Raw genomic sequence first — 20,702 nt, forward strand, 5'->3', positions numbered from 1 at the left:
CCTGTCCAGCACCGTCATGGTCATAGTGTCAGGATCTCCTCGCGCACGAACGGGCTCGCGCGGTCGACGCTCGGGTCGTCGACCCAGCCCGGGTTCGTCTTCAGCGACGCCTCGACGAAGCGCAGGTCGTAGAGGTCCTTCGCCACGAACTCAGGATCGAGCGCCTTCAGGAAGGCGGTGTCGCCCTCCACCACGGTCTTCTGCATCGCCTCGATGATCAGCTTGGTCGCCGAGGGGTAGGGCCAGGGCTGGAAGTCGATGCGGCCGGACTTCCAGTCGCGATGCCGGATCGCGCCGGAAGCGTCGTAGGCGGCGCCGTAGTCGGTCATCGCCTTGAGCACCACGTCGCCCGGCACCGGCAGGTAGCCCTTGCCGTCCTTGGAGAGCAGCTTCGCCACCTCGGGCTTGTTCTTCGAGGCGAAGATCTGCGCCTTGACGATGGCGTCGGTGATCTTCTGGGTCCAGTCGGGCCGCTCCTGCGTGTCGCGCTCGTGCACGGCGACGACGCAGCAGGGATGGTTCTTCCAGATGTCGCCGGTGAAGCGCAGCATGCGGGCGCCGACGCGCAGCTCGCCGAGCGCATTGAACGGCTCGGCGACGATGTAGCCGTCGATCTTCTTCGCCGCGAGCGCGGTCGGCATCTCGGGTGGCGCGAGGATCTGCAGCGCGACCTCGCCGGGTGCGACCGTCGCCCCCTCCGGCTTGATCACCGGCGTGAGCCCGACCTGCCGCAGCCCGTACTGCAGGACGACATTGTGCATCGAGTACCAGAACGGCACGGCGATGCGGGCGCCGGACAGATCCTTGAACTCGCGGATGGTCGTGTGGGCACCGACGACGAGGCCGGAGCCGTTGGTGTGCGCCCAGGCGAGCAGCTTCACCGGGAACTTGTTGTTGTAACGCATCCACACCGGGATGGGCTTGAGGAAGTGGACGACGTTGAAGCGTCCGGCCGCGAAGCCCTCGACCAGCGCCGACCAGCTGCGCACCGGCGTCGGCGGCTCGACCTTCAGGCCCTCCGCCTCGAACAGCCCCTGCGCGTGCGCGACGAGGAGCGCCGCCGCATCGGTGATCGGCAGATAGCCGATGCGCACCACCTCGTCGGTGGAGGCGTGCGCCGTCGTGCCGATGCCGGCGGCGGCGAGCATCGCGCCGAGCCCTCCGCGGGCGAGTGCGTCGAGCGTGCCGCGCCGCGTCCAGTCGGCCCGGAACCACTCCTGTGAGAGGGCGAGCGGGTGGTCGGCGCCGGTGGCGTCGTCGTGGCTCATCGAAAATGCTCCGATCGGTGTCGTCGGTGTCGTCGTCGGCCGCGCCGGCGGCGGGCGCGTCGGTCAGGCGGCGTCGAGGCGGGCGACCACGCGGTCGCGCGTCGCCGCGTCGATGCCGTTCGCGATCGCGAGATCCTCGGCGACCCGGCCCGGATGGCCGGACAGCAGCACGGCGCGCGTGCACAAGGCTTCGGCGTCGGCGAGATCGTGGCTGACCAGGATCAGTGTGGTGCCGGCGTCGAGCGCGAGGCGCAGCACGTCGGCGCGCAGCGCCGCGCGGGTGCCCATGTCGAGCGCCGAGAACGGCTCGTCGAGCAGCAGCACGTCGGGCCGCGGCGCGAGTGCACGGGCGAGTGCGACGCGCTGCTGCTGGCCGCCCGACAGCTCGGTCGGCAGCGCATCGGCGCGGTCCGACAGGCCGATCTGGGCGAGCAGCGCGTTGACGCGCAGCCGCGCCGCGTCGTGATCACGTCGCATCAGGCCGGAGAAGCGCAGACCGAGCTCGACGTTCTGCCGCACGCTCGCCCACGGCAGCAGCGCCGGCCGCTGCAGCATCATGGTGACGCCGGGCAGGGGGCCGTCGACCGGGCGCCCGCCGATGGTGACGGTCCCCTCGGTCGGCTTCGCCAGTCCGGCGATCATCTGCATTAGCGTGGACTTGCCGGCCCCGGACGCACCGAGAAGCGCGACTCGCTCGCCGGCCGCGACCGCGAGATCGATCCCGTCGAGCACGACGCGACGGCCGTAACGGTGCGACAGCCCGGTGATGGTGACTGGAAGAGACACGGGGGTTCTCCGTTGGTCACGAAAATATCCGGATGCGCGTCTCTTCAAGCAAGAGTAGTGCCATGCGTTGTTGGAGCGGAATCGACATGGTTCTTCTCCGCCCGGCCCGCTGCGGAGAAAACTCGGTTCTTTCAGGGGAAACACGGCGCGCCGCCGGCCGCGGGCACCCGACTCCCGCGGCCTCGTCCCCTCGGGCAGGAGCCGGATCGGGGGCGGGCTGCTGCCCGGCGATGCGGCAATCGCGCGTCCGCGGGGCGCGATGCTCTCGACAAGACCGTCGGCATGGGCCGATATCCCGCCGGCGTCTTCGGCGACGTGATGCGCCGGCCGGAGACGCCGCGATGCAACTGCCAAGGAACACAGAAGCCATGCTGCGCGCCTACCGTGAACATGCCGCCGAACGTGATCGCCTCGGAATTCCGCCGCTGCCGCTCTCGGCCGAGCAGACGGCCGCGCTGGTCGAGCTGCTGCGCGCGCCGCCGGCCGGAGAGGACGCGTTCCTGCTCGAGCTCCTCACGCATCGCGTGCCGGCCGGCGTCGACGACGCCGCCAAGGTGAAGGCGACGTTCCTGGCCGGGATTGCGGCGGGCGAAGAAAAGTCGGCGCTGATCTCGCGGCTGCGGGCGACCGAGCTGCTCGGCACCATGCTGGGCGGCTTCAACGTGGCGCCGCTGGTCTCGCTGCTGTCCGACCCGGAGGTCGGCGCCGCCGCCGCCGAAGCGCTCAAGCACACCCTTCAGGTGTTCGATGCGTTCGACGCCGTCGCGGCGCTCGCCGATCGCGGTGACGCCAACGCGAAGGCGGTGCTCGCCTCGTGGGCCGAGGCGGAGTGGTTCACGTCGCGGCCGGAGGTCCCGGCTTCGCTCGAGATCGTCGTGTTCAAGGTGACGGGCGAGACCAACACGGACGACCTGTCGCCGGCGCCCGACGCCACGACGCGACCCGACATCCCGCTCCACGCCCTGGCGATGCTGAAGAACCCGCGGCCCGGAATCACGCCGGACGAGCCCGGCGTGCGCGGACCGACCAAGCAGCTCGGCGCGCTCGTCGCCGGCGGCCGCCCGGTCGCCTATGTGGGCGACGTCGTCGGCACCGGCTCGTCGCGCAAGTCGGCCACCAACTCGGTCCTGTGGTTCACGGGCCGCGACATCCCGTACGTGCCGAACAAGCGCTTCGGCGGCGTCTGCCTCGGCGGCAAGATCGCGCCGATCTTCTACAACACCATGGAGGATGCCGGCGCGCTGCCGATCGAGCTCGACGTCTCCAAGATGGAGATGGGCGACGTCATCGAGCTGCGCCCCTACGAGGGCAAGGCGCTGAAGAACGGCGACGTGATCGCGACCTTCACGGTGAAGTCCGACGTGATTTTCGACGAGGTGCGGGCCCGCGGCCGCATTCCGCTGATCATCGGCCGCGCCCTCACCGCGAAGGCGCGGGCGAAGCTCGGCCTGCCGCCCTCGACGCTGTTCCGCCAGACCGCGGCGCCGGCCGGCAAGGCCAAGGGCTTCTCGCTCGCCCAGAAGATCGTCGGCCGCGCCTGCGGCCTGCCGGAGGGGCAGGGCGTGCGCCCGGGCAGCTATTGCGAGCCGCGGATCGCCACGGTCGGCTCGCAGGACACCACCGGCCCGATGACCCGCGACGAGCTGAAGGACCTCGCCTGCCTCGGCTTCTCGGCCGACCTCGTGATGCAGTCCTTCTGCCACACGGCGCCCTATCCGAAGCCGGTCGACGTGCGCACCCATCGCGAGCTGCCGGGCTTCTTCGCCAGCCGCGGCGGCGTCGCGCTGAAGCCCGGTGACGGCGTCATCCACTCCTGGCTCAACCGCCTGACGCTGCCCGACACGGTCGGCACCGGCGGCGACAGCCACACGCGCTTTCCGATCGGCATCTCGTTCCCGGCCGGCTCCGGTCTCGTCGCCTTCGCGGCGGCGACCGGCGTGATGCCGCTCGACATGCCGGAGTCGGTGCTGGTGCGCTTCAAGGGCGAGATGCAGCCCGGCATCACGCTGCGCGATCTCGTCAACGCGATCCCCTACGTCGCCATCCAGCAGGGCCTGCTGACGGTCGAGAAGAAAGGCAAGAAGAACGTCTTCAACGGCCGGATTCTCGAGATCGAGGGTCTCCCCGATCTGAAGGTTGAGCAGGCCTTCGAGCTCTCCGACGCCTCGGCCGAGCGTTCGGCGGCGGCCTGCACGGTGCGGCTCGGCACCGCGCCGGTGATCGAGTATCTGCGCTCCAACGTCGCCCTGATCGGCCGCATGATCGCCGACGGCTACGGCGACCGGAACACGCTCGAGCGCCGGCGCGATGCCATGAACGCCTGGCTCGCCAATCCGACGCTCATCGAGCCGGACGCGGAGGCCGACTACGCCGCCGTGATCGAGATCGATCTCGCCACCATCACCGAACCGCTGCTCGCCTGCCCGAACGATCCGGACGACGTGAAGCCGCTGTCGGCGGTCGCGGGCGATAAGATCGACGAGGTGTTCATCGGCTCGTGCATGACGAACATCGGCCACTTCCGGGCCGCGGCTCACGTGCTCGCCGGCGAGACCGACCTGCCGACCCGGCTGTGGGTGGCGCCGCCCACCCGCATGGACGCGCAGATCCTCACCGAGGAGGGCTTCTACGCCCCGCTCGGCAAGGCCGGCGCCCGCATGGAGATGCCCGGCTGCTCGCTGTGCATGGGCAACCAGGCGCAGATCCGGAAGGGATCGACCGCGGTGTCGACCTCGACCCGCAACTTCCCGAACCGGCTCGGCCTCGACACCCGGGTCTATCTCGCCTCGGCCGAGCTCGCCGCGGTGAGCGCCCGGCTCGGCCGCATCCCGACCATGGACGAGTACCTGAAGGGGACCAGCACGGTGACGGCGAAGGCCGCCGACATCTACCGGTACATGAACTTCGACCAGATCCCCGAATTCGCCTCCTGACGACCAGGACGCCCGGTATCCCGCGCCCCGCATAGGGCAGGGGTGCCGGCGTCCAGGAGCGGGAAAACCGTCGGGCGCCGCCCCCGACCGTGGCGACGCGCGACGTGTGAGACAAGTCGAATGGCGCGCTCGGAGAGATTCGAACTCCCGACCCTCAGATTCGAAGTCTGATGCTCTATCCGGCTGAGCTACGAGCGCGTCGGCCCGGCGGGGGTCGTCGAGCGACGGGCCGGGCAGGACGGTCTTATAGCCGATCGGAGCGAAAAATCGACTCCGCCTTCGGGGGGAGATTCCCGGCGGAACAATCCCGAGGCGAAATCCGCGAGCGGCGCACGGTCCGCGACCGCGCGAACCTCCCGGGTCACGCGACGGCCGATTCGCCGTGCCGGCCGGGGCCGCTGCCGGAGGGACCGGCCGTGCGGGCGCCGGCCGCGGCGTCGCGGGCGTCCTCGCGCAGCATCGTCGCGGGGTGCGACAGGTCGGTCATGTGACCGGCCGGCGCGGCGGCCAGGAACGGGCCGGCGAGCGTCTCGACCCGGTTGCGGCCGTTCGCCTTGGCCCGGTAGAGGGCGCGGTCCGCCACCGCCATCAGGGCGGCGAGGCTGCCGCCGACGTCGCTGGTCGTCGCCACGCCGACGCTGACCGTCGAGGTCGGCCGCACCGCCCCGAGATCGAGCCGGCACGCCTCGAACTCGATGCGAATGCGCTCGGCGACCGCGAAGGCCTCGGCGAGGCTCGCGCCCGGCAGCAGGCAGGCGAACTCCTCGCCGCCGGTGCGGCCGAGCACGTCGGTCGGCCGCAGCACCCGTTCGGCGGTGTCGCAGAAGGCGCACAGCACCCGGTCGCCGGCCTGATGCCCGAACGTGTCGTTGACGTGCTTGAACTTGTCGATGTCGAGCATCAGCAGCGCCGCCTCGCCGCCGTCGGCGAGCAGCCGGCGCAGGATGCGCTCGCCGCGCTCGAAGAAGGCGCGCCGGTTGGCGACGCCGGTGAGCGGATCGACCAGCGCGGTCCGCTTGTGCTCGAGCACCAGGCGCTCCTTCGACATCGCCATCACCAGGAAGGCGAGCGAGAAGGAGAACAGCACGAGGCCGGCCGCCCCGAGCGGGACCAGGGTCGCCGTGAACGAGTTCTCGGGCGCCGGAAACACGAGCTTCTCGGCGATCGGGATGCGGATCAGCACGCCGAAAGCCTGCAGAAGAAGGATGAAGATGGTCGGCCAGCGCGAGACCAGCTCGGGATTCTTCGGTCGCAGATACTCCGACGCCGTGAGCAGCAGATAGGAGGAGATCAGGATCGCCGACACGCGGATGCGGAGCGGCATGTCGGTCCAGTAGAAGTCGAACTGGCACGCCACCATCCAGCCGACCGAGACGGCGAGCAGCACCGAGAGGCGCGGCTTGCGCCCCTCGAAGGTGCGGGCGCCCGTCCACATCATGCCGTAGCCGAACAGCTGGATCGGATTGCCGATGACGATCGAGATCTCGGGCGGGATCACGCCGCGCAGCACCACGAGCCCGGTGCCGACGACGACAAGGAGCAGCCCGCCGCCCCACCAGGCGAGCGTCTTCGACGTGCGGTCCTGCAGCCACGCGAACAGCAGCATGAAGCCGCTGATCGCCGCAGCGAACGCGGTCACGGCGAAGAGGGTGGGCTGATCAATGTGCATCGAGCATCCGATCGCGGCGTCCATTTGGCACGGCGCGAGGGTTCCGTTCTAGCCGATTCCGATGAGAGTCCTGTTCCCGATTGCGTAAAAGTTGGACCGGCTCCGACAAGGATTCGTCAACCATCGCGCCCCGTCCGGTCATGCCATGGTGAGATTGGCCGGCGCGCGGCCGGCGGCCGCCGGAGCGGCCGATCCGATGCCGCGCTCCGGCGAGATCCACTCCACACGATTGCGGCCGTTCGCCTTGGCCGCATAGAGGGCGCGATCCGCGCACTCCATCAGGGCCGCGAGGTCGTGCGCGCGGGGACCGGTCGCGGCCACCCCGATGCTGACCGAAACCGGATCGGCGGTGCCGATCGTCGGACCCTGGCCGGCGAACCAGTCGCGGATCCGCTCCGCGATCTGCACCGCGTCGGCCACGTTCGCGCCCGGCAGCAGACAGGCGAACTCCTCGCCGCCGGTGCGGGCGAGCAGATCGCTCGGGCGGAGCAGGGCGGAGGCGCCATTGCAGAAGAGCTTCAGTGCGGCGTCGCCGGCGGCGTGCCCCAGGCGGTCGTTGATCCGCTTGAACAGGTCGAGGTCGATCATCAGCACGGCCACCGGATGGCCGTCGGCGAGCATCCGGGCGAGCGTCCGCTCGCCGCGGTCGAAGAAGGCCCGCCGGTTGGCGATGCCGGTCAGCGGATCACGCAGGGCGTCGCGGCGGAGCTCGATCTCGACCCGGTCCTTCACCATCGCCATCACCAGGAACGGCATCGAATCGGCGGCGAGGAACAGCGCGATGGTCCACAGCGGGAACACGATCCCGACCTGGTCGGCCGGCACCGGGAAGACGAAGTAGGCAGCGAAGGGAATGCGCACCGCATACAGGGCCGCCTGGAAGGACAAGAGGCCGACCGTAAGGCCGCGCGACACCGACCGGAGGTCGGGCATCCGGGCATACACCCGGGCGGTCAGCGCCAGGATGACGACCGCCAGGACCGAGAAGGCCCGAAGGCGGAGTTCCTGCGAGTCCCGGAACGCCGGCAGTTGCCACAGCATCACCCAGGCGACGGCCCCGAACGAGCCGACCGCGAGTCGCGGCCGCGCCCCGGCGAACACGCGGGCGGCGCACCACATTCCGCCGTAAGCGGCGAGCCAGAGGCTGGCCCCGGCGACGATCGAGACCGCATCCGGCACCACGCCGCGGCCGACGACCACCACGGCCGCCACGGCCAGCAGCAGGGTCGCGCCGCTCCACCAGGCGAGCGTCGCCGCCTTCCGGTTCTGCCACCACGCCACGAGCAGCATCGGGCTGCTGGCCGCGGTCGCGAGGATCGCGACGGTGTACAGGGTCGGTAGGTCGAAGCGCATGCTCGTCGTCTCGGCCCACGCGGCGCTACGTGGGTAGCGGGGGAGTTACAACCCTGCCGGTCTAGGCGGTTTCGATCAAAGGTAGCCAGGGAGGGTGAAGATCCGGTTTCGACCGTCCCGCGATCCGTCCGCCGCGGACGTGCGCCACGGACTTGGCCGTGACGCCGGTGGGCGGGGGTTGGGCCCGGGTCGAATCCGCTGCTATGGGTCGGGATCGCTCGGCGAGCCATTCGAGGAGAGACAGCATGGACGTGAAGGCGGCGGTGGCGTTCGAGGCGGGCAAGCCTCTCGAGGTGACGACCGTGCAGCTCGAGGGACCGCGCGACGGCGAGGTCCTGGTCGAGATCATGGCGACCGGCATCTGCCACACCGACGAGTTCACGCTGTCGGGTGCCGACCCGGAGGGCCTGTTCCCGGCGATCCTGGGCCACGAGGGCGCCGGCATCGTCCGCGCGGTCGGGGCCGGGGTAACCTCGGTGAAGCCGGGCGACCACGTCATCCCGCTCTACACGCCCGAATGCCGGCAGTGCCCGTCCTGTCTCTCGCGCAAGACGAACCTCTGCACGGCGATCCGCGCGACCCAGGGGCAGGGGCTGATGCCGGACGGCTCGTCGCGCTTCTCGCTCGAGGGCAAGCCGATCCACCACTACATGGGGTGCTCGACCTTCGCCAACTTCACGGTTCTGCCCGAGATCGCGGTGGCGAAGATCCGCGAGGACGCGCCCTTCGACAAGGTCTGCTACATCGGCTGCGGGGTGACGACCGGCGTCGGCGCCGTGATCAACACGGCCAAGGTGGAGCCGGGATCGACCGCCGTGGTGTTCGGCCTCGGCGGCATCGGGCTCAACGTCATCCAGGGCCTGCGCCTGGTCGGCGCCGACATGATCATCGGGGTCGACATCAACAACGACAAGAAGGCGTGGGGCGAGCGCTTCGGGATGACGCATTTCGTCAACCCCAGGGAGATCGGCGGCGACCTCGTCCCGTATCTGGTGAATCTCACCAAGCGCGGGGCCGACCAGATCGGCGGCGCCGACTACACGTTCGACTGCACCGGCAACGTCACGGTGATGCGCCAGGCGCTGGAATGCTGCCACCGCGGCTGGGGCGTCTCGGTGGTCATCGGGGTGGCACCGGCCGGCGCCGAGATCCAGACGCGGCCGTTCCAGCTCGTCACCGGGCGGGTGTGGAAGGGCTCGGCCTTCGGCGGCGCCCGCGGCCGTACCGACGTGCCGCGCATCGTCGACTGGTACATGCAGGGCAAGATCGAGATCGACCCGATGATCACCCACACGCTGCCGCTCGCCGAGATCAACCGGGGGTTCGACCTCATGCACGCCGGCGAATCGATCCGCAGCGTCGTGGTGTACTGAGCGAGGGCTCTGCTCGTTCCATCGTCGTCCCGGGGCGCGGCGAAGCCGCGAGCCTCGTTCCTCAACAGCGGCCCCAGACTTCGGGTGCCCCGGACAAGGTGCGTCGGGCCGAAGGCTCGACGCGCCGCAGAGCCGGGGCCCAGGGGCCCCGGAGACGGCGGTCCGGCAAAGCCATCATGCGATCGCCCCTGGGTCCCGGGTCACGGCGCGATGCGCCGCGCCCGGGACACGAGGCTCGTTCCATACCGGGACCATTGGGGCCTGCGACCCCTTCCGACCCGCTCGCCATAGCCCGTCTGCCGCTTTTCCGGGCCGGACGGGTGGAAAAGCGCGGCGGGATCGTGTAGACGCGGCGCGCCGCCCTTATATGTCGCCGGTCGGCCCCCGCCCGTGATCGCGAGGCGGGGCTAGCCTCGGCCGGATGTCCGGGATTTTTCAGCGTCGTTTCGAGCGGACCGTTCCATGCAGACCGTCGTCATCGTCATCCACCTGATGATCGTGCTCGCCCTGATCGGGCTGGTGCTCCTGCAGCGTTCCGAAGGCGGGGCGCTCGGCATCGGCGGTGGCGGCGGATTCATGAGCAACCGCAGCTCCGGCAACGCGCTCACCCGGGCGACCGCGGTCCTGGCGGCGGCGTTCTTCGTCACCAGCCTCCTGCTGTCGGTGCTGGCCGGCATGTCGCACCGGCCGACCACGGTGATTCCGGCGGCCGACGGCCCGGCCGCCCCGGCGCCCGGCGCCCCGTCGCCGCTCGGCACCGGCGGCGGCGTGCTCGACCAGCTCCAGCGCGGCCAGCCGGCCGCCCCGGGCGCCCCGGCCGCGCCCTCGGCTCCGGCCCCCTCGGCGCCCGCTCCGGCCGCTCCCGCACCGGCGCCGTCCGGTCCGGAAGTGCCGCGTTCGCAGTGACGGCGGCCGGCCCCGCCGGCACGCATTCGGGCGGCGGCCCAGAGGGCCGCGCACCCCTGATCACCATCCCGTCATCCACCGCCGGGCGAGCCTCGCCCGGCGCCCGAGGATCTGGAGCCAAGCCATTGCGAGATGGCCTGAAAATTCATGCCGTTCCGGTGCCGGAGCGGATCGTCGGGTCTGCCTTGCGTGCAAAGACCTCGTCGAATCGTTCCAGCTTGGCTAGAGGTTGAGCCCCATGACGCGGTACATCTTCATCACCGGCGGCGTGGTCTCCTCCCTCGGCAAAGGCCTCGCTTCAGCGGCGCTCGGCGCGCTCCTGCAGGCGCGCGGCTACTCGGTCCGCCTGCGCAAGCTCGACCCGTATCTGAACGTCGATCCGGGCACCATGTCGCCGTACCAGCACGGCGAGGTGTTCGTCACCGACGACGGGGCCGAGACCGATCTCGACCTCGGCCATTACGAGCGTTTCACGGGCCGCCCGGCGACCCGCCAGGACAACATCACCACGGGCCGCATCTACCAGGAGATCCTCTCCAAGGAGCGGCGCGGCGACTATCTCGGCGCCACCATCCAGGTGATCCCGCACGTCACCAACGCCATCAAGGACTTCGTCCGCGAGGGCAGCGAGGGCTACGACTTCGTCCTGGTCGAGATCGGCGGCACGGTGGGCGACATCGAGGGCCTGCCGTATTTCGAGGCGATCCGCCAGTTCGGCATCGAGGTGCCGCGTGGCAGCGCCATCTACATCCATCTGACGCTGCTGCCCTACATCCCGTCGGCCGGCGAGCTGAAGACCAAGCCGACCCAGCACTCCGTCAAGGAGCTGCGCTCGATCGGCATCCAGCCCGACATCCTGCTGTGCCGGACCGACCGGCCGATCCCGAAGGAGGAGCGGCGCAAGCTCGGCCTGTTCTGCAACGTCCGCGAGAGCGCCGTCATCGAGGCGCGCGACGCCGACAACATCTACGCCGTGCCGGAGGCCTATCACGACGCCGGCTTCGACGCCGAGGTGCTGCACGCCTTCGGCCTGCCGGCCGACCGCGAGCCGGACCTGACCCGCTGGCGCACCATCAACGAGCGCATCCGCAACCCCGAGGGCGACGTCACCATCGCCATCGTGGGCAAGTACACGGGCATGAAGGACGCCTACAAGTCGCTGATCGAGGCGCTCAGCCACGGCGGCGTCGCCAACAAGGTGAAGGTCAATCTCGACTGGATCGAGAGCGAGGTGTTCGAGCGCGAGGATCCGGCGCCGTTCCTCGAGCACGTCCACGGGATCCTGGTGCCGGGCGGCTTCGGCCAGCGCGGCGCCGAGGGGAAGATCCGTGCCGCCCAGTTCGCCCGCGAGCGGAAGGTGCCGTATTTCGGCATCTGCTTCGGCATGCAGATGGCGGTCGTCGAGGCGGCCCGCAACCTCTGCGGGATCGCCGAGGCGAACTCGACCGAGTTCGGCGCCACCTCCGAGCCGGTGGTCGGCCTGATGACCGAGTGGATGCGCGGCAACGAGCTCGAGACGCGGGCGCAAGGTGGCGATCTCGGCGGCACCATGCGGCTCGGCGCCTACCAGGCCGAGCTCGCTCGGGGCAGCAAGGTCGCGGGCATCTACGGCGCGACCGAGATCTCCGAGCGCCACCGCCACCGCTACGAGGTCAACACCGGCTACAAGGACCGGCTGGAGCAGCACGGGCTGCGTTTCTGCGGCATGTCGCCGGACGGGCTGCTGCCCGAGATCGTCGAGTATGTCGACCATCCGTGGTTCATCGGCGTCCAGTTCCATCCCGAGCTGAAGTCACGCCCGTTCGCGCCGCACCCGCTGTTCGCCTCCTTCGTCGGCGCCGCGGTCGAGCAGAGCCGGCTGGTCTAGCCGGCGCGGCCCGGGCCACCGGCGGGCCGGGCGCGGGCGCAATGCAGGAAGGACACCGTCGATGAAGCACCTTCTCGCCGTCCTGGTGGCGCTCCTCGCGATCCTGTCGTGGACCTTCGCCGGCACCATCGTCGAGCTGGAGACCTACCGGTCCGCCAACGCCCAGGGCCTCTGCCACGTCGCCGACGTGAACTACGGGGCCGACGCCGGCGCCCGGGCGCAGCGCGAGCGCTGCCTCGCCGCGACCACCACCGGCACCAGCTTCACCCGGCACCTCCTGAACGCGCTCGGCTGGTTCTGAGCGATCGCGGCAAGCCTCTGTGAACCGTCCGGATCGATTCGCCCTGATCGGGGCGGCGCACACGCACTCGTGACTCGGGTCGCCCCGCGCCGGGCCGCTAGACTGGCCGCGGTGCATCATTCGAGGCGAGGGGCAAATGACCAGCGCATTTTCCACGGCGTTCCGCGCGACCGTGCCGGCGATTGCGGTTCTGCTCGCGGGACTCTCGTCGGCCGTGGCCGGGGACACGCCTATCCGGTCCGGATGGACCGAGATCGGCCCCTCGACGGCACAGTTCGGGCCGGTGCCGGTCATCCGGCTCGGCGCCATCGTCACGGCCGAGATGGCCGGTCCGGTGGTGATCCTGCGGACCGTCAAAGGCGAGATCCCGATCGATCGCGAGGCGTTCCTGCCGTATCTGACCGGTACGCCAGCCCCCGTGATGGCCCAGGGCGAAGATTAGAACGCTCCGCGCGCGCCGGCGCGTCGCCACGCGCGCTCTGCTATGATGGCCTGCGACGGGCCGGTCGGCGGGGCGGCCCGGGCGGAGCCGGCATGAGCCACGACATCTCCACCAAGGCGCAGGCGACCCGCGCGCACACGGCCCGCGCGGACTCGACCGACGTGCCGAGCCTCTATGACGCGGACATCCTGCTGTGGTCCGAGCAGCAGGCCGCGCTGATCCGCGCGCTCGGCCGCCGCCGCGACCTCCCGAACGACCTCGACATCGAGAACGTCGCCGAGGAGATCGAGAGCGTGGGACGGTCCGAGCTCGCCGCCGTCGAGAGCAAGATCGAGCTGATCATCTTGCATGTCCTGAAGCTGGTCCTGGAACCGGACGCGCCGCCGACTCGCCATTGGCGGGCCGAGATCGCCGGCTTCCATGCCGACCTGCGGCGCCGCTACAGCGCCTCCATGCGCCAGCGCATCGACCTCGACGCGCTGTGGCGGTCCGCCCGCCAGCAGGCCGCGCTGGCGCACGAGGGCACGCCGGTGCAGCCGGTCGTCGACGGCCTGCCGGAGGACTGCCCGTTCGCCCTCGACGACTTCTTGGGCGAACCGATCGATCCCGCCGCGCTGACGGCCCGGCTGCAGGCGCCGCCCTCGGCGCCCGCCTGATCGGGCTTTTACGCGCCCGCGGCCTCTGCCATCCGGGGCGGGACCGCCTCGCGCTGCGGCTGCATGAAGCCGTCGAAATACGCCGCCAGCGCCGCGTGGCCGTCGAGCGGCAGCACCTGCGCGACGTACTGGTCGGGCCGCACCACCACCATGCAGCCGGCGGCACGGTCGATGCCCCGCATGGCAAAGATGTCGTGCCCGCCCGTCCGGTGGTCGGCACAAAACACCTTCTCGTAGTCGCGTAAGCCGAGGCGGCCCTTGGTCGGCAGCAGCAGCGGCGGCAGTGTTCCGATGTCGAGCGTGCGGTGCGGCTCCTGGAACACCGCCCGCACGTCGATGACGGCGTCGATGTCCTCGCCGTCGCGTGTGTAGCGGTGCACCGGCGAAACCGGGTCGTCGGCGAGCCACGCGCACAGCCACCGCACCGTCGAGGTTTCGGCGGACAGATCACCGGCCGGGGCGAAGATAAAAATCCGGAAGCGCCCGTCCGCCTCGATCACGTGGCCGAGATGCACGGGCTTCGCGTCGGCGAGCCGCACCACGGGCGCCGAATGGAAGCGCGTTCCGACCACGAAACCGGTCGCGAGATGCTGGTGCCGCCCGTCGCCGGTCAGCAGCGCCGGCGCGTAGCGGGTCGCGGTGCCGGCCGTGTAGCGGCCGTGCGTGACGAAGTAGCGCCGCGTCGCCTCGGGGTCGACCTCGCGGCCGTCGGCATGTGCCGAGGCGAGCAGCGCGGCCCATTCGCGGTCGAAGTCGATCAGCTCCTTGGCGATGGCGCGCCGCTCGGCCGAGTAGGTGGCGAGCAGCCTCTCGGGGCTGCGCCCGCGCAGCACGGCGGCGAGCTTCCAGCCGAGATTGAAGGCGTCCTGCATGGAGACGTTCATGCCCTGGCCGGCCTTCGGGCTGTGGGTGTGGCAGGCGTCGCCGGCGATGAAGACCCGGGGCGCGTGGGTCGCGGTCTCGGCCTCCGGCACGTCGTCGAACTTGTCGGTGAGTCGCTGGCCGATCTCGTAGACCGACCACCACGGCACCTCCTTCGGGTCGAGCCGATAAGGATGGAGGATGCGCTGCGCCTTGGCGATCAACGCGTCGAGCGGGATGTGGCGGGCCGCGACGCGTTCGCCGGCGTCGAGCGCCGTCAGCTCGACATAGAGCCGCACCAGATGGCCGCCCTCGCGCGGGATCACGATGATGCTGCCTTCGTGCGCCGACTGGATCAGCGCCTTGCAGCGGATGTCCGGAAAGTCCGTGACGGCGAGCAGATCCATCACGCCCCAGGCGTGGTTCGCCGAGTCTCCGACGAGCTCGCGTCCGATCGCGGCCCGCACGGCACTGCGCGCGCCGTCGCAGCCGACGACGTATCGCGCCCGCACGGTCTCGGTCGTCGTGTCGTTCGCCGGCTCGGTGCGCTCCAGCGTCACGGTGACGCCGTCGGCATCGCGCACGAGCCCGACGACGCGCCGCGCGTAGAACGGCTCGAGCTTCGCCGCCGACTTGCGCATGCGCTCCAGATAGAAGTCGTGCACGCGCGCCTGGTTGAGCACGACGTGCGGAAACTCCGAGAGCCCGTCCTCGACGTCCTGCACGACGCCGCTGCGCGCGATCCTTTCGGGCGTCGCCGGGTCCGGGCGCCAGAAGGTCGTCTCGGTGATCCAGCACGCCTCCTTCAGCACCCGCTCGGCGAAGCCGAAGGCGTTGAACATCTCCATGGTGCGGCAGGCGATGCCGTCGGCCTGGCCGCGCCGCATCGGCTCGCTCTTCTGCTCGACGATGCAGGTTTTTATATCCGCGAAGGCGGCGAGCTGGGCCGCGAGCGTCAGCCCGGCCGGCCCGCAGCCGACGATCAGCACGTCGACCGACGCGGGGAGGGGTCCCTGCGCGCCGGCGAACGCGGGATAGCGATCCGCGGGATCGACAATCTCCGGATCGCCCGGCACGAAGCCGTCCTGATGGAACTGCATGCATCCTCCCGTCGGCGGACTTTTGTCTGTTGGCCGCCGTTGTCGTCCGCCGTCTTCGCCGTGCTCGTCCCACCCTCCGCTCATCCCCGCGAAAGCGGGGATCCAGGGCCATGGAGCGTGGAGCCTATGGGTCCCCGCCTTCGCGGGGACGAGCGGAAATTGGGTGTTCGCGCGACGACTGATATTGATCAGCATACTGACGATCAGTATGCTGTCAATCACGCGACACCCGACCGGACGCGACGTTCTCGAGCGAGGCCCGCATGGAGGATCCCAAGAACATGCCCGGCCATCTGGCGCGGCGGTTCCAGCAGATCGCCGTCGCCTGCTTCGTCGCCGAGGTGGAGAAGGCGGGCTTCGATCTCACGCCGGTGCAATACGCGGCGCTCGCCGCGATCGCCGCCCAGCCCGGAATCGATCAGATCGGGCTGGCCGGCCTGATCGCCTACGACCGCACCACCATCGGCGGCGTCGTCGACCGGCTGGTGCAGAAGGGTTTCGTGGTGCGCGAGGAGAGCCCGATCGACCGCCGCGCCCGCGTCCTCACCCTGACGCCGGCCGGCAAGACGACGCTGCGCGCCATCGGCCCGGCGGTCGCGGCGGCCCAGCGCACCATGCTGCGCGGCCTCGGCGCGCAGGAGCGCCGCGACCTCGTCCGCCTGCTGCAAAAGGCCGTCGCCGGCGGCAACGCGCTCAGCCGCGCCCCGCGGCGCGAGATGGCGGGGTAGGGCGGCGCGAAGCCGCCGTAGCCCGGCCGGAGCGAAGCGACGGCCGGGACGGGCCTCGCCGGAGGAATCGGCCGGGGAAGGGTCGGGGACAAGCCGCGCCGTGGGCTCCCGGGTTTCGCAGGCTCAACCCGGGCTACGGGTTCCATACGGGCACCGGTCGGATGCGGCGCGCCGTTGACCCGGCTCGCGGGGGGCGCCATGGTCCGCGCGCCATGACCATGTCCGTCACATTCGCTCCCTCGTCCGTCGTCGCCGTCGGCCCGTCCGAGAACCCGGTCCGGTTCGGCAATGCGCTGCCGCTGGCGCTGATCGCCGGCCCCTGCCAGATGGAGAGCCGCGCCCACGCGCTGGAGACCGCGGCGGCCGTCAAGGAGATCGCCGGGCGCGCCGGGATCGCCGTGGTGTTCAAGGCCTCGTTCGACAAGGCGAACCGCACCAGCCTGACGGGCGCCCGCGGGGTCGGGCTCGACGCGGCACTGCCGGTCTTCGCCGAGATCCGCGAGACGCTCGGGATGCCGGTGCTCACCGACGTGCACGACGCCGGCCAGTGCGCGCCGGTCGCCGAGGTGGTCGACATCCTGCAGATTCCGGCGTTCCTGTGCCGGCAGACCGACCTCCTGGTCGCCGCGGCGCGGACCGGGCGGATCGTCAACGTCAAGAAGGGCCAGTTCCTGGCGCCCTGGGACATGGCGAACGTCGTCGCCAAGGTGACGGGCGCGGGCAATGCGAACGTGCTGGTGACCGAGCGCGGCGCCTCGTTCGGCTACAACACGCTGGTCTCCGACATGCGGGCGCTGCCGATCCTGGCGCGCACCGGGGCTCCCGTGATCTTCGACGCCACCCATTCGGTGCAGCAGCCGGGCGGGCAGGGGACGTCGTCGGGGGGAGACCGCGCCTTCGTGCCTGTGCTGGCGCGCGCCGCCGTCGCGGTCGGGGTCGCCGGCGTGTTCATCGAGACGCATCCGGACCCGGACCGGGCGCCGTCCGACGGCCCCAACATGGTACCGCTCGCCGATCTCGAGGCGCTCCTGTGCCGCCTGGTCGCCTTCGACCGCCTCGCCAAGGAGGCTCTCGCCGAACCGGGTGATTGAACCCGCGGGCGCGGCGTCGCAACCTAGTCTCAGGACAAGGGGGAGACGCCATGCTGCTGCAATCGCTCGCCGGGCTGCCGGCCTTTCTGGCCTATCTGTGCACCGCGCTGGTCGCCTCGGTCCTCTACCTGTTGATCTACACGCGGGTGACGCATCACGACGAGTTCGTCCTGATCGCCAAGAACGTGCCGGGCGCCGCCGTGTCGCTCGGGCTGGCGCTGCTCGGCTTCGCGCTACCGGTGGCGAGCGCCATCGCCCACGCGGCCTCGATCCTCGACTGCGCCGTGTGGAGCCTGATCGCGCTCGCCGTGCAGATCGGCGTCTATTTCCTGGTGCGCATCCCGGTCCCGGATCTGTCGAACCGCATCGCCGCGGGCGAGCTCGCGCCGGCGATCTGGCTCGGCCTCGCCTCGCTCGCCGCCGGGGCGCTCAACGCCGCCTCGATGTCGTACTGAGCGCGGGCCGAAGGGGCCGAGGACATGAAACGCTCCACCCAGGTCGGGCTGGTGCTGATGTCGGCGCTCGGCGTCGGCGGCACCGCCTACATGCTGATGCCGGGCCGCGACTGCCGGCCGCCGGACACGCCGGAGCAGGCGGCGCTGCACGCACCGCTGACGCCCGGCGCCGCCGCCGCCGCGGTCCCGGCCCAACAGCAGAACTGCGCCCCGCGCGGCTCCTCCGGCTCGTCGGGACGCTGGAGCAGCAGCGGCTCGTCGTGGTGGCACGGCTCGTCGTCCTCGTCGTCGGGCCAGACCGGTCCGGTGGTCGCCAAGGCGGCGAGCGGCACCGCGTCGTCGGCCGCCTCGTCCTCCGGCATCGGCGCGACGCTCCGCAGCGGCTTCGGCTCGTTCGGTCGTGCCATGTCGTCGGGAGGCTGAGCGTGCAGCGCATCGCCTGCCCGGAGCGCGACGACTGGCGCGAGACCGCCGAGACGCACGGCTTCGCGTTCCACACCATCGACGGCGCGCCCTACTGGGACGAGACCGCCTACTATGGCTTCACGCTCGAAGAGATCGAGCGCGACATCGAGGCGCCGACCGCCGAGCTCGACGCGATGTGCCGCGAGCTGGTCGCCCGCGCGGTCGGGGACGAGCGGATCCTGACACTCCTGAAGATCCCGCAGGCCTACTGGACTTACATCGCGGCGAGCTTCAAGCGCGGCGATCCCTCGCTCTACGGCCGCTTCGACCTCTGCTACGACGGCACCGGGCCGGCGAAGCTGCTCGAATACAACGCCGACACGCCGACCGCGCTCTACGAGACCGGCGTGTTCCAGTGGCTGTGGCTGGAGGAGGCGATCGCGCGGCAGATCGTGCCGGCCGGCAGCGACCAGTTCAACGCGGTGCACGAGACGCTGATCGCCGGCTGGCGCAGCGTCGCCGACACGGTGGCGCGCCAGCAGGGCGAGCCGGTCGGCACCGTGCACCTCGCCGGCGCGCTGGAGAGCGCCGAGGATCTCGGCACGCTCTCCTATCTGGAAGACACGGCCCGGCAGGCCGGCCTCGACACCGTGACGATCGCGATGGACCGCATCGGCCGCAAGCGCAACGGCGACTTCGTCGACGAGCAGGACCGGCCGATGACCCTCGCCTTCAAGCTCTATCCCTGGGAGTGGATGTTCCGCGAGCAGTTCGGCCGGTATCTTCCCGGCGCGTCGACGCGCTGGATCGAGCCGCCCTGGAAGGCGATCCTGTCGTCGAAAGGCATCCTGCCGCTGCTGTGGTCGATGGCGCCGAACCATCCGAACCTGCTGCCCGCCTATTTCGAGGACGACCCGGAGGCGGGCCGGCTCGGCGAGTCCTACGTGCGGAAGCCGCTCTACTCGCGCGAAGGCGCCAATGTCGCCATGGTGGTGGGCGGCGAGGTGCTCGACTCCGACAGCGGGCCCTACGGCGCGGAGGGCTTCGTGCGCCAGGCCGTCGCCGCGCTGCCGCGCACGGCGGGCGGGTATCCGGTGCTCGGATCCTGGATCGTGAACGGCGAGGCCTGCGGCCTGTCGATCCGCGAGGACGCCTCGCCGATCACCAAGAACACCTCGCGCTTCCTGCCGCACGCGATCCTGCCCTGACGGCGGTGCGGACATTCCGGCGCGCCGCGATCTTGTCGCGCCGTCGCGGTCCTGTACAACACCGCGCATGAGTTCTCCCGCCAGCGACGACAGCGCCGACCCGCCGGGAACCGGACGGGTGCTGGCGGTCGTCGCGCTGGCGCTGTTCTCGACCAGCCTGTTCATGCGCGCCATCGACCCGGTGATCCCGCAGATCGCCGCCGGCTTCCAGATGGATGTCCGCACCGTCGCGCTGCTCTCCACCGCCTATGCGTTGCCCTATGCGCTCGCCCAGCCGGTGCTCGGCAGCCTCGGCGACACGGTCGGCAAGGTGCTGGTGCTGAAGCTCTGCCTAGTGCTGAGCATCTTCGCCGGCTTCCTCGGCGCCTTCGCGCCGGACTTTTCGACGCTGTTCGGATCGCGCGTGCTGGTCGGCATGGTGTCGGGCGGCATCTTTCCGATCGCGCTCGCCATCGGCGGCGATCTGGTGCCGGTCGCCAAGCGTCAGATCGCGTTCAGCCGGCTGCTCGCGGCCGCGATGCTCGGCAACGTGCTCGGCTCGCCGCTCGCCGGGCTGATCGCCGACACGGTCGGCTGGCGCGGCGTCTTCGCGCTGGTCGCGGCCATCGCGGTCGTCGCGCTCGTCGCCGTGCAGGTCGGATTTCGCGGCATGGCGATCGACACACGCACTCGCTTCGAGATGATCACCGTCGTGCGCGGCTACCGCGCCGTGTTCAGGAATCCGCTGGCGAAGTTCTGCTTCCTCGCCGTGTTCCTCGAAGGCACGTTCCTGCACGGGCTGTTTCCGTTCGTCGCGGCGCTGCTCGCCGAGCGCGGCGAGGGCCGCGCCGCGATCGCCGGCGTGGTGATCGCCGGCTTCGCAGTCGGCGGCTTCGTCTATTCCGGGCTGATCTCGGTGCTGCTGCGCCGGCTCGGCGAGCGCGGCCTGATGCGCGGTGGCGGCGCCTTGATGGCGATCGGCCTCGCTGTGGTGACGCTCGGCTTCGTCTGGCCGGTCGAGTTCATGATCTTCATGGTGATCGGGCTCGGCTTCTACTCGCTGCACGGCGTCATCCAGATCTACGTGACCGAGCTGGCGCCGTCGGCACGCGGCACCGCGGTCGCGCTGCACGGCTGCTCGTTCTTCCTCGGGCAGGCGCTCGGCCCGGTCGTCTACCGCACCGGCTTCGACCATGTCGGCGTCTCCGCCACCAGCACGCTCGCCGGCCTGGTGCTGTTCGGCACCGGGCTGATGTGCGCCGCGGTCCTGCGGCGACCGGCGAAGCCGGAGCCTGACGCGCGCGGCGGCTGATCGCCGAAC

The 20,702-nt window shown here is 70.7% G+C and carries 18 protein-coding genes and 1 tRNA gene; 13 read left to right on the forward strand and 6 right to left on the reverse strand.

Annotation, left to right across the window (positions count from 1 at the left end):
* Window positions 1–20 precede the first annotated feature (20 nt).
* Window positions 21–1,268 carry an ABC transporter substrate-binding protein gene (locus CCR97_RS08725; protein WP_111356420.1) on the reverse strand — a complete coding sequence of 416 codons (1,248 nt, stop codon included), beginning with the start codon at window positions 1,266–1,268 and terminating at the stop codon, window positions 21–23.
* Between the two features lie 63 nt (window positions 1,269–1,331).
* Window positions 1,332–2,054, reverse strand: a complete 723-nt coding sequence (locus tag CCR97_RS08730) for an ABC transporter ATP-binding protein (protein ID WP_111356419.1) — start codon at window positions 2,052–2,054, stop codon at window positions 1,332–1,334.
* 341 nt (window positions 2,055–2,395) lie between these two features.
* Here CCR97_RS08730 and acnB point away from each other — a divergent pair, with 341 nt between their 5' ends.
* The gene (gene acnB, locus CCR97_RS08735) at window positions 2,396–4,987 is read left to right on the forward strand and encodes a bifunctional aconitate hydratase 2/2-methylisocitrate dehydratase (protein WP_244670327.1); all 2,592 of its coding nucleotides are present in this window, start codon (window positions 2,396–2,398) and stop codon (window positions 4,985–4,987) included.
* Window positions 4,988–5,108: 121 nt separating this feature from the next.
* On the opposite strand, the gene CCR97_RS08740 is transcribed toward acnB, so the two are convergent.
* The 3 genes from CCR97_RS08740 to CCR97_RS08750 form a co-directional block, all read right to left on the reverse strand.
* Window positions 5,109–5,185, reverse strand: a tRNA-Arg gene (locus CCR97_RS08740).
* A 163-nt stretch (window positions 5,186–5,348) separates the two neighbouring features.
* On the reverse strand, window positions 5,349–6,656 hold the full coding sequence (locus tag CCR97_RS08745) for a GGDEF domain-containing protein (RefSeq protein WP_170145751.1): 1,308 nt from the start codon (window positions 6,654–6,656) through the stop codon (window positions 5,349–5,351).
* 138 nt (window positions 6,657–6,794) lie between these two features.
* Window positions 6,795–8,009, reverse strand: a complete 1,215-nt coding sequence (locus tag CCR97_RS08750) for a GGDEF domain-containing protein (protein ID WP_111356416.1) — start codon at window positions 8,007–8,009, stop codon at window positions 6,795–6,797.
* A gap of 245 nt (window positions 8,010–8,254) precedes the next feature.
* Between CCR97_RS08750 and CCR97_RS08755 the strand changes: the two genes are divergently transcribed.
* The 6 genes from CCR97_RS08755 to CCR97_RS08780 all read left to right on the forward strand — a co-directional run bounded on the left by CCR97_RS08755 (window position 8,255) and on the right by CCR97_RS08780 (window position 13,554).
* Window positions 8,255–9,382, forward strand: a complete 1,128-nt coding sequence (locus CCR97_RS08755; RefSeq protein WP_111356415.1) for an S-(hydroxymethyl)glutathione dehydrogenase/class III alcohol dehydrogenase — start codon at window positions 8,255–8,257, stop codon at window positions 9,380–9,382.
* 462 nt (window positions 9,383–9,844) lie between these two features.
* The gene (gene secG, locus CCR97_RS08760) at window positions 9,845–10,288 is read left to right on the forward strand and encodes a preprotein translocase subunit SecG (RefSeq protein ID WP_201159433.1); all 444 of its coding nucleotides are present in this window, start codon (window positions 9,845–9,847) and stop codon (window positions 10,286–10,288) included.
* 238 nt (window positions 10,289–10,526) lie between these two features.
* On the forward strand, window positions 10,527–12,155 hold the full coding sequence (locus CCR97_RS08765) for a CTP synthase (RefSeq protein WP_111356521.1): 1,629 nt from the start codon (window positions 10,527–10,529) through the stop codon (window positions 12,153–12,155).
* Window positions 12,156–12,216: 61 nt separating this feature from the next.
* Entirely contained in the window at window positions 12,217–12,456 is a 240-nt protein-coding gene (locus CCR97_RS08770) for a hypothetical protein (RefSeq protein ID WP_111356520.1), read from the forward strand.
* A 136-nt stretch (window positions 12,457–12,592) separates the two neighbouring features.
* Window positions 12,593–12,898, forward strand: coding sequence for a hypothetical protein (locus CCR97_RS08775; protein ID WP_111356519.1), 306 nt, complete (start codon window positions 12,593–12,595; stop codon window positions 12,896–12,898).
* A 92-nt stretch (window positions 12,899–12,990) separates the two neighbouring features.
* Complete coding sequence (locus tag CCR97_RS08780) at window positions 12,991–13,554, forward strand: DUF29 domain-containing protein (RefSeq protein WP_111356518.1); 564 nt, start codon at window positions 12,991–12,993, stop codon at window positions 13,552–13,554.
* Between the two features lie 8 nt (window positions 13,555–13,562).
* Here CCR97_RS08780 and CCR97_RS08785 read toward each other — a convergent pair whose 3' ends face one another.
* Window positions 13,563–15,515: an FAD-binding monooxygenase gene (locus CCR97_RS08785; protein WP_111356517.1), complete on the reverse strand. Its 1,953-nt coding sequence runs from the start codon at window positions 15,513–15,515 to the stop codon at window positions 13,563–13,565.
* Window positions 15,516–15,778: 263 nt separating this feature from the next.
* On the opposite strand from CCR97_RS08785, the gene CCR97_RS08790 reads away from it, so the two are divergent.
* The 6 genes from CCR97_RS08790 (at window position 15,779) to CCR97_RS08815 (ending at window position 20,693) form a co-directional block, all read left to right on the forward strand.
* A complete protein-coding gene (locus tag CCR97_RS08790) occupies window positions 15,779–16,243 on the forward strand; it encodes a MarR family winged helix-turn-helix transcriptional regulator (RefSeq protein WP_111356516.1) in 465 nt (154 codons plus the stop codon).
* Window positions 16,244–16,461: 218 nt separating this feature from the next.
* Entirely contained in the window at window positions 16,462–17,334 is an 873-nt protein-coding gene (gene kdsA, locus CCR97_RS08795) for a 3-deoxy-8-phosphooctulonate synthase (protein WP_111356523.1), read from the forward strand.
* Window positions 17,335–17,384: 50 nt separating this feature from the next.
* Window positions 17,385–17,789, forward strand: a complete 405-nt coding sequence (locus CCR97_RS08800) for a DUF350 domain-containing protein (RefSeq protein ID WP_111356515.1) — start codon at window positions 17,385–17,387, stop codon at window positions 17,787–17,789.
* A gap of 24 nt (window positions 17,790–17,813) precedes the next feature.
* Window positions 17,814–18,212, forward strand: coding sequence for a hypothetical protein (locus CCR97_RS08805; RefSeq protein ID WP_111356514.1), 399 nt, complete (start codon window positions 17,814–17,816; stop codon window positions 18,210–18,212).
* A gap of 2 nt (window positions 18,213–18,214) precedes the next feature.
* Window positions 18,215–19,402: a glutathionylspermidine synthase family protein gene (locus tag CCR97_RS08810; protein ID WP_111356513.1), complete on the forward strand. Its 1,188-nt coding sequence runs from the start codon at window positions 18,215–18,217 to the stop codon at window positions 19,400–19,402.
* Window positions 19,403–19,469: 67 nt separating this feature from the next.
* The gene (locus tag CCR97_RS08815; RefSeq protein ID WP_111356512.1) at window positions 19,470–20,693 is read left to right on the forward strand and encodes an MFS transporter; all 1,224 of its coding nucleotides are present in this window, start codon (window positions 19,470–19,472) and stop codon (window positions 20,691–20,693) included.
* The last annotated feature ends 9 nt before the right edge of the window (window positions 20,694–20,702 follow it).

It is taken from the genome of Rhodoplanes elegans (assembly GCF_016653355.1).
GTDB lineage: Bacteria > Pseudomonadota > Alphaproteobacteria > Rhizobiales > Xanthobacteraceae > Rhodoplanes > Rhodoplanes elegans.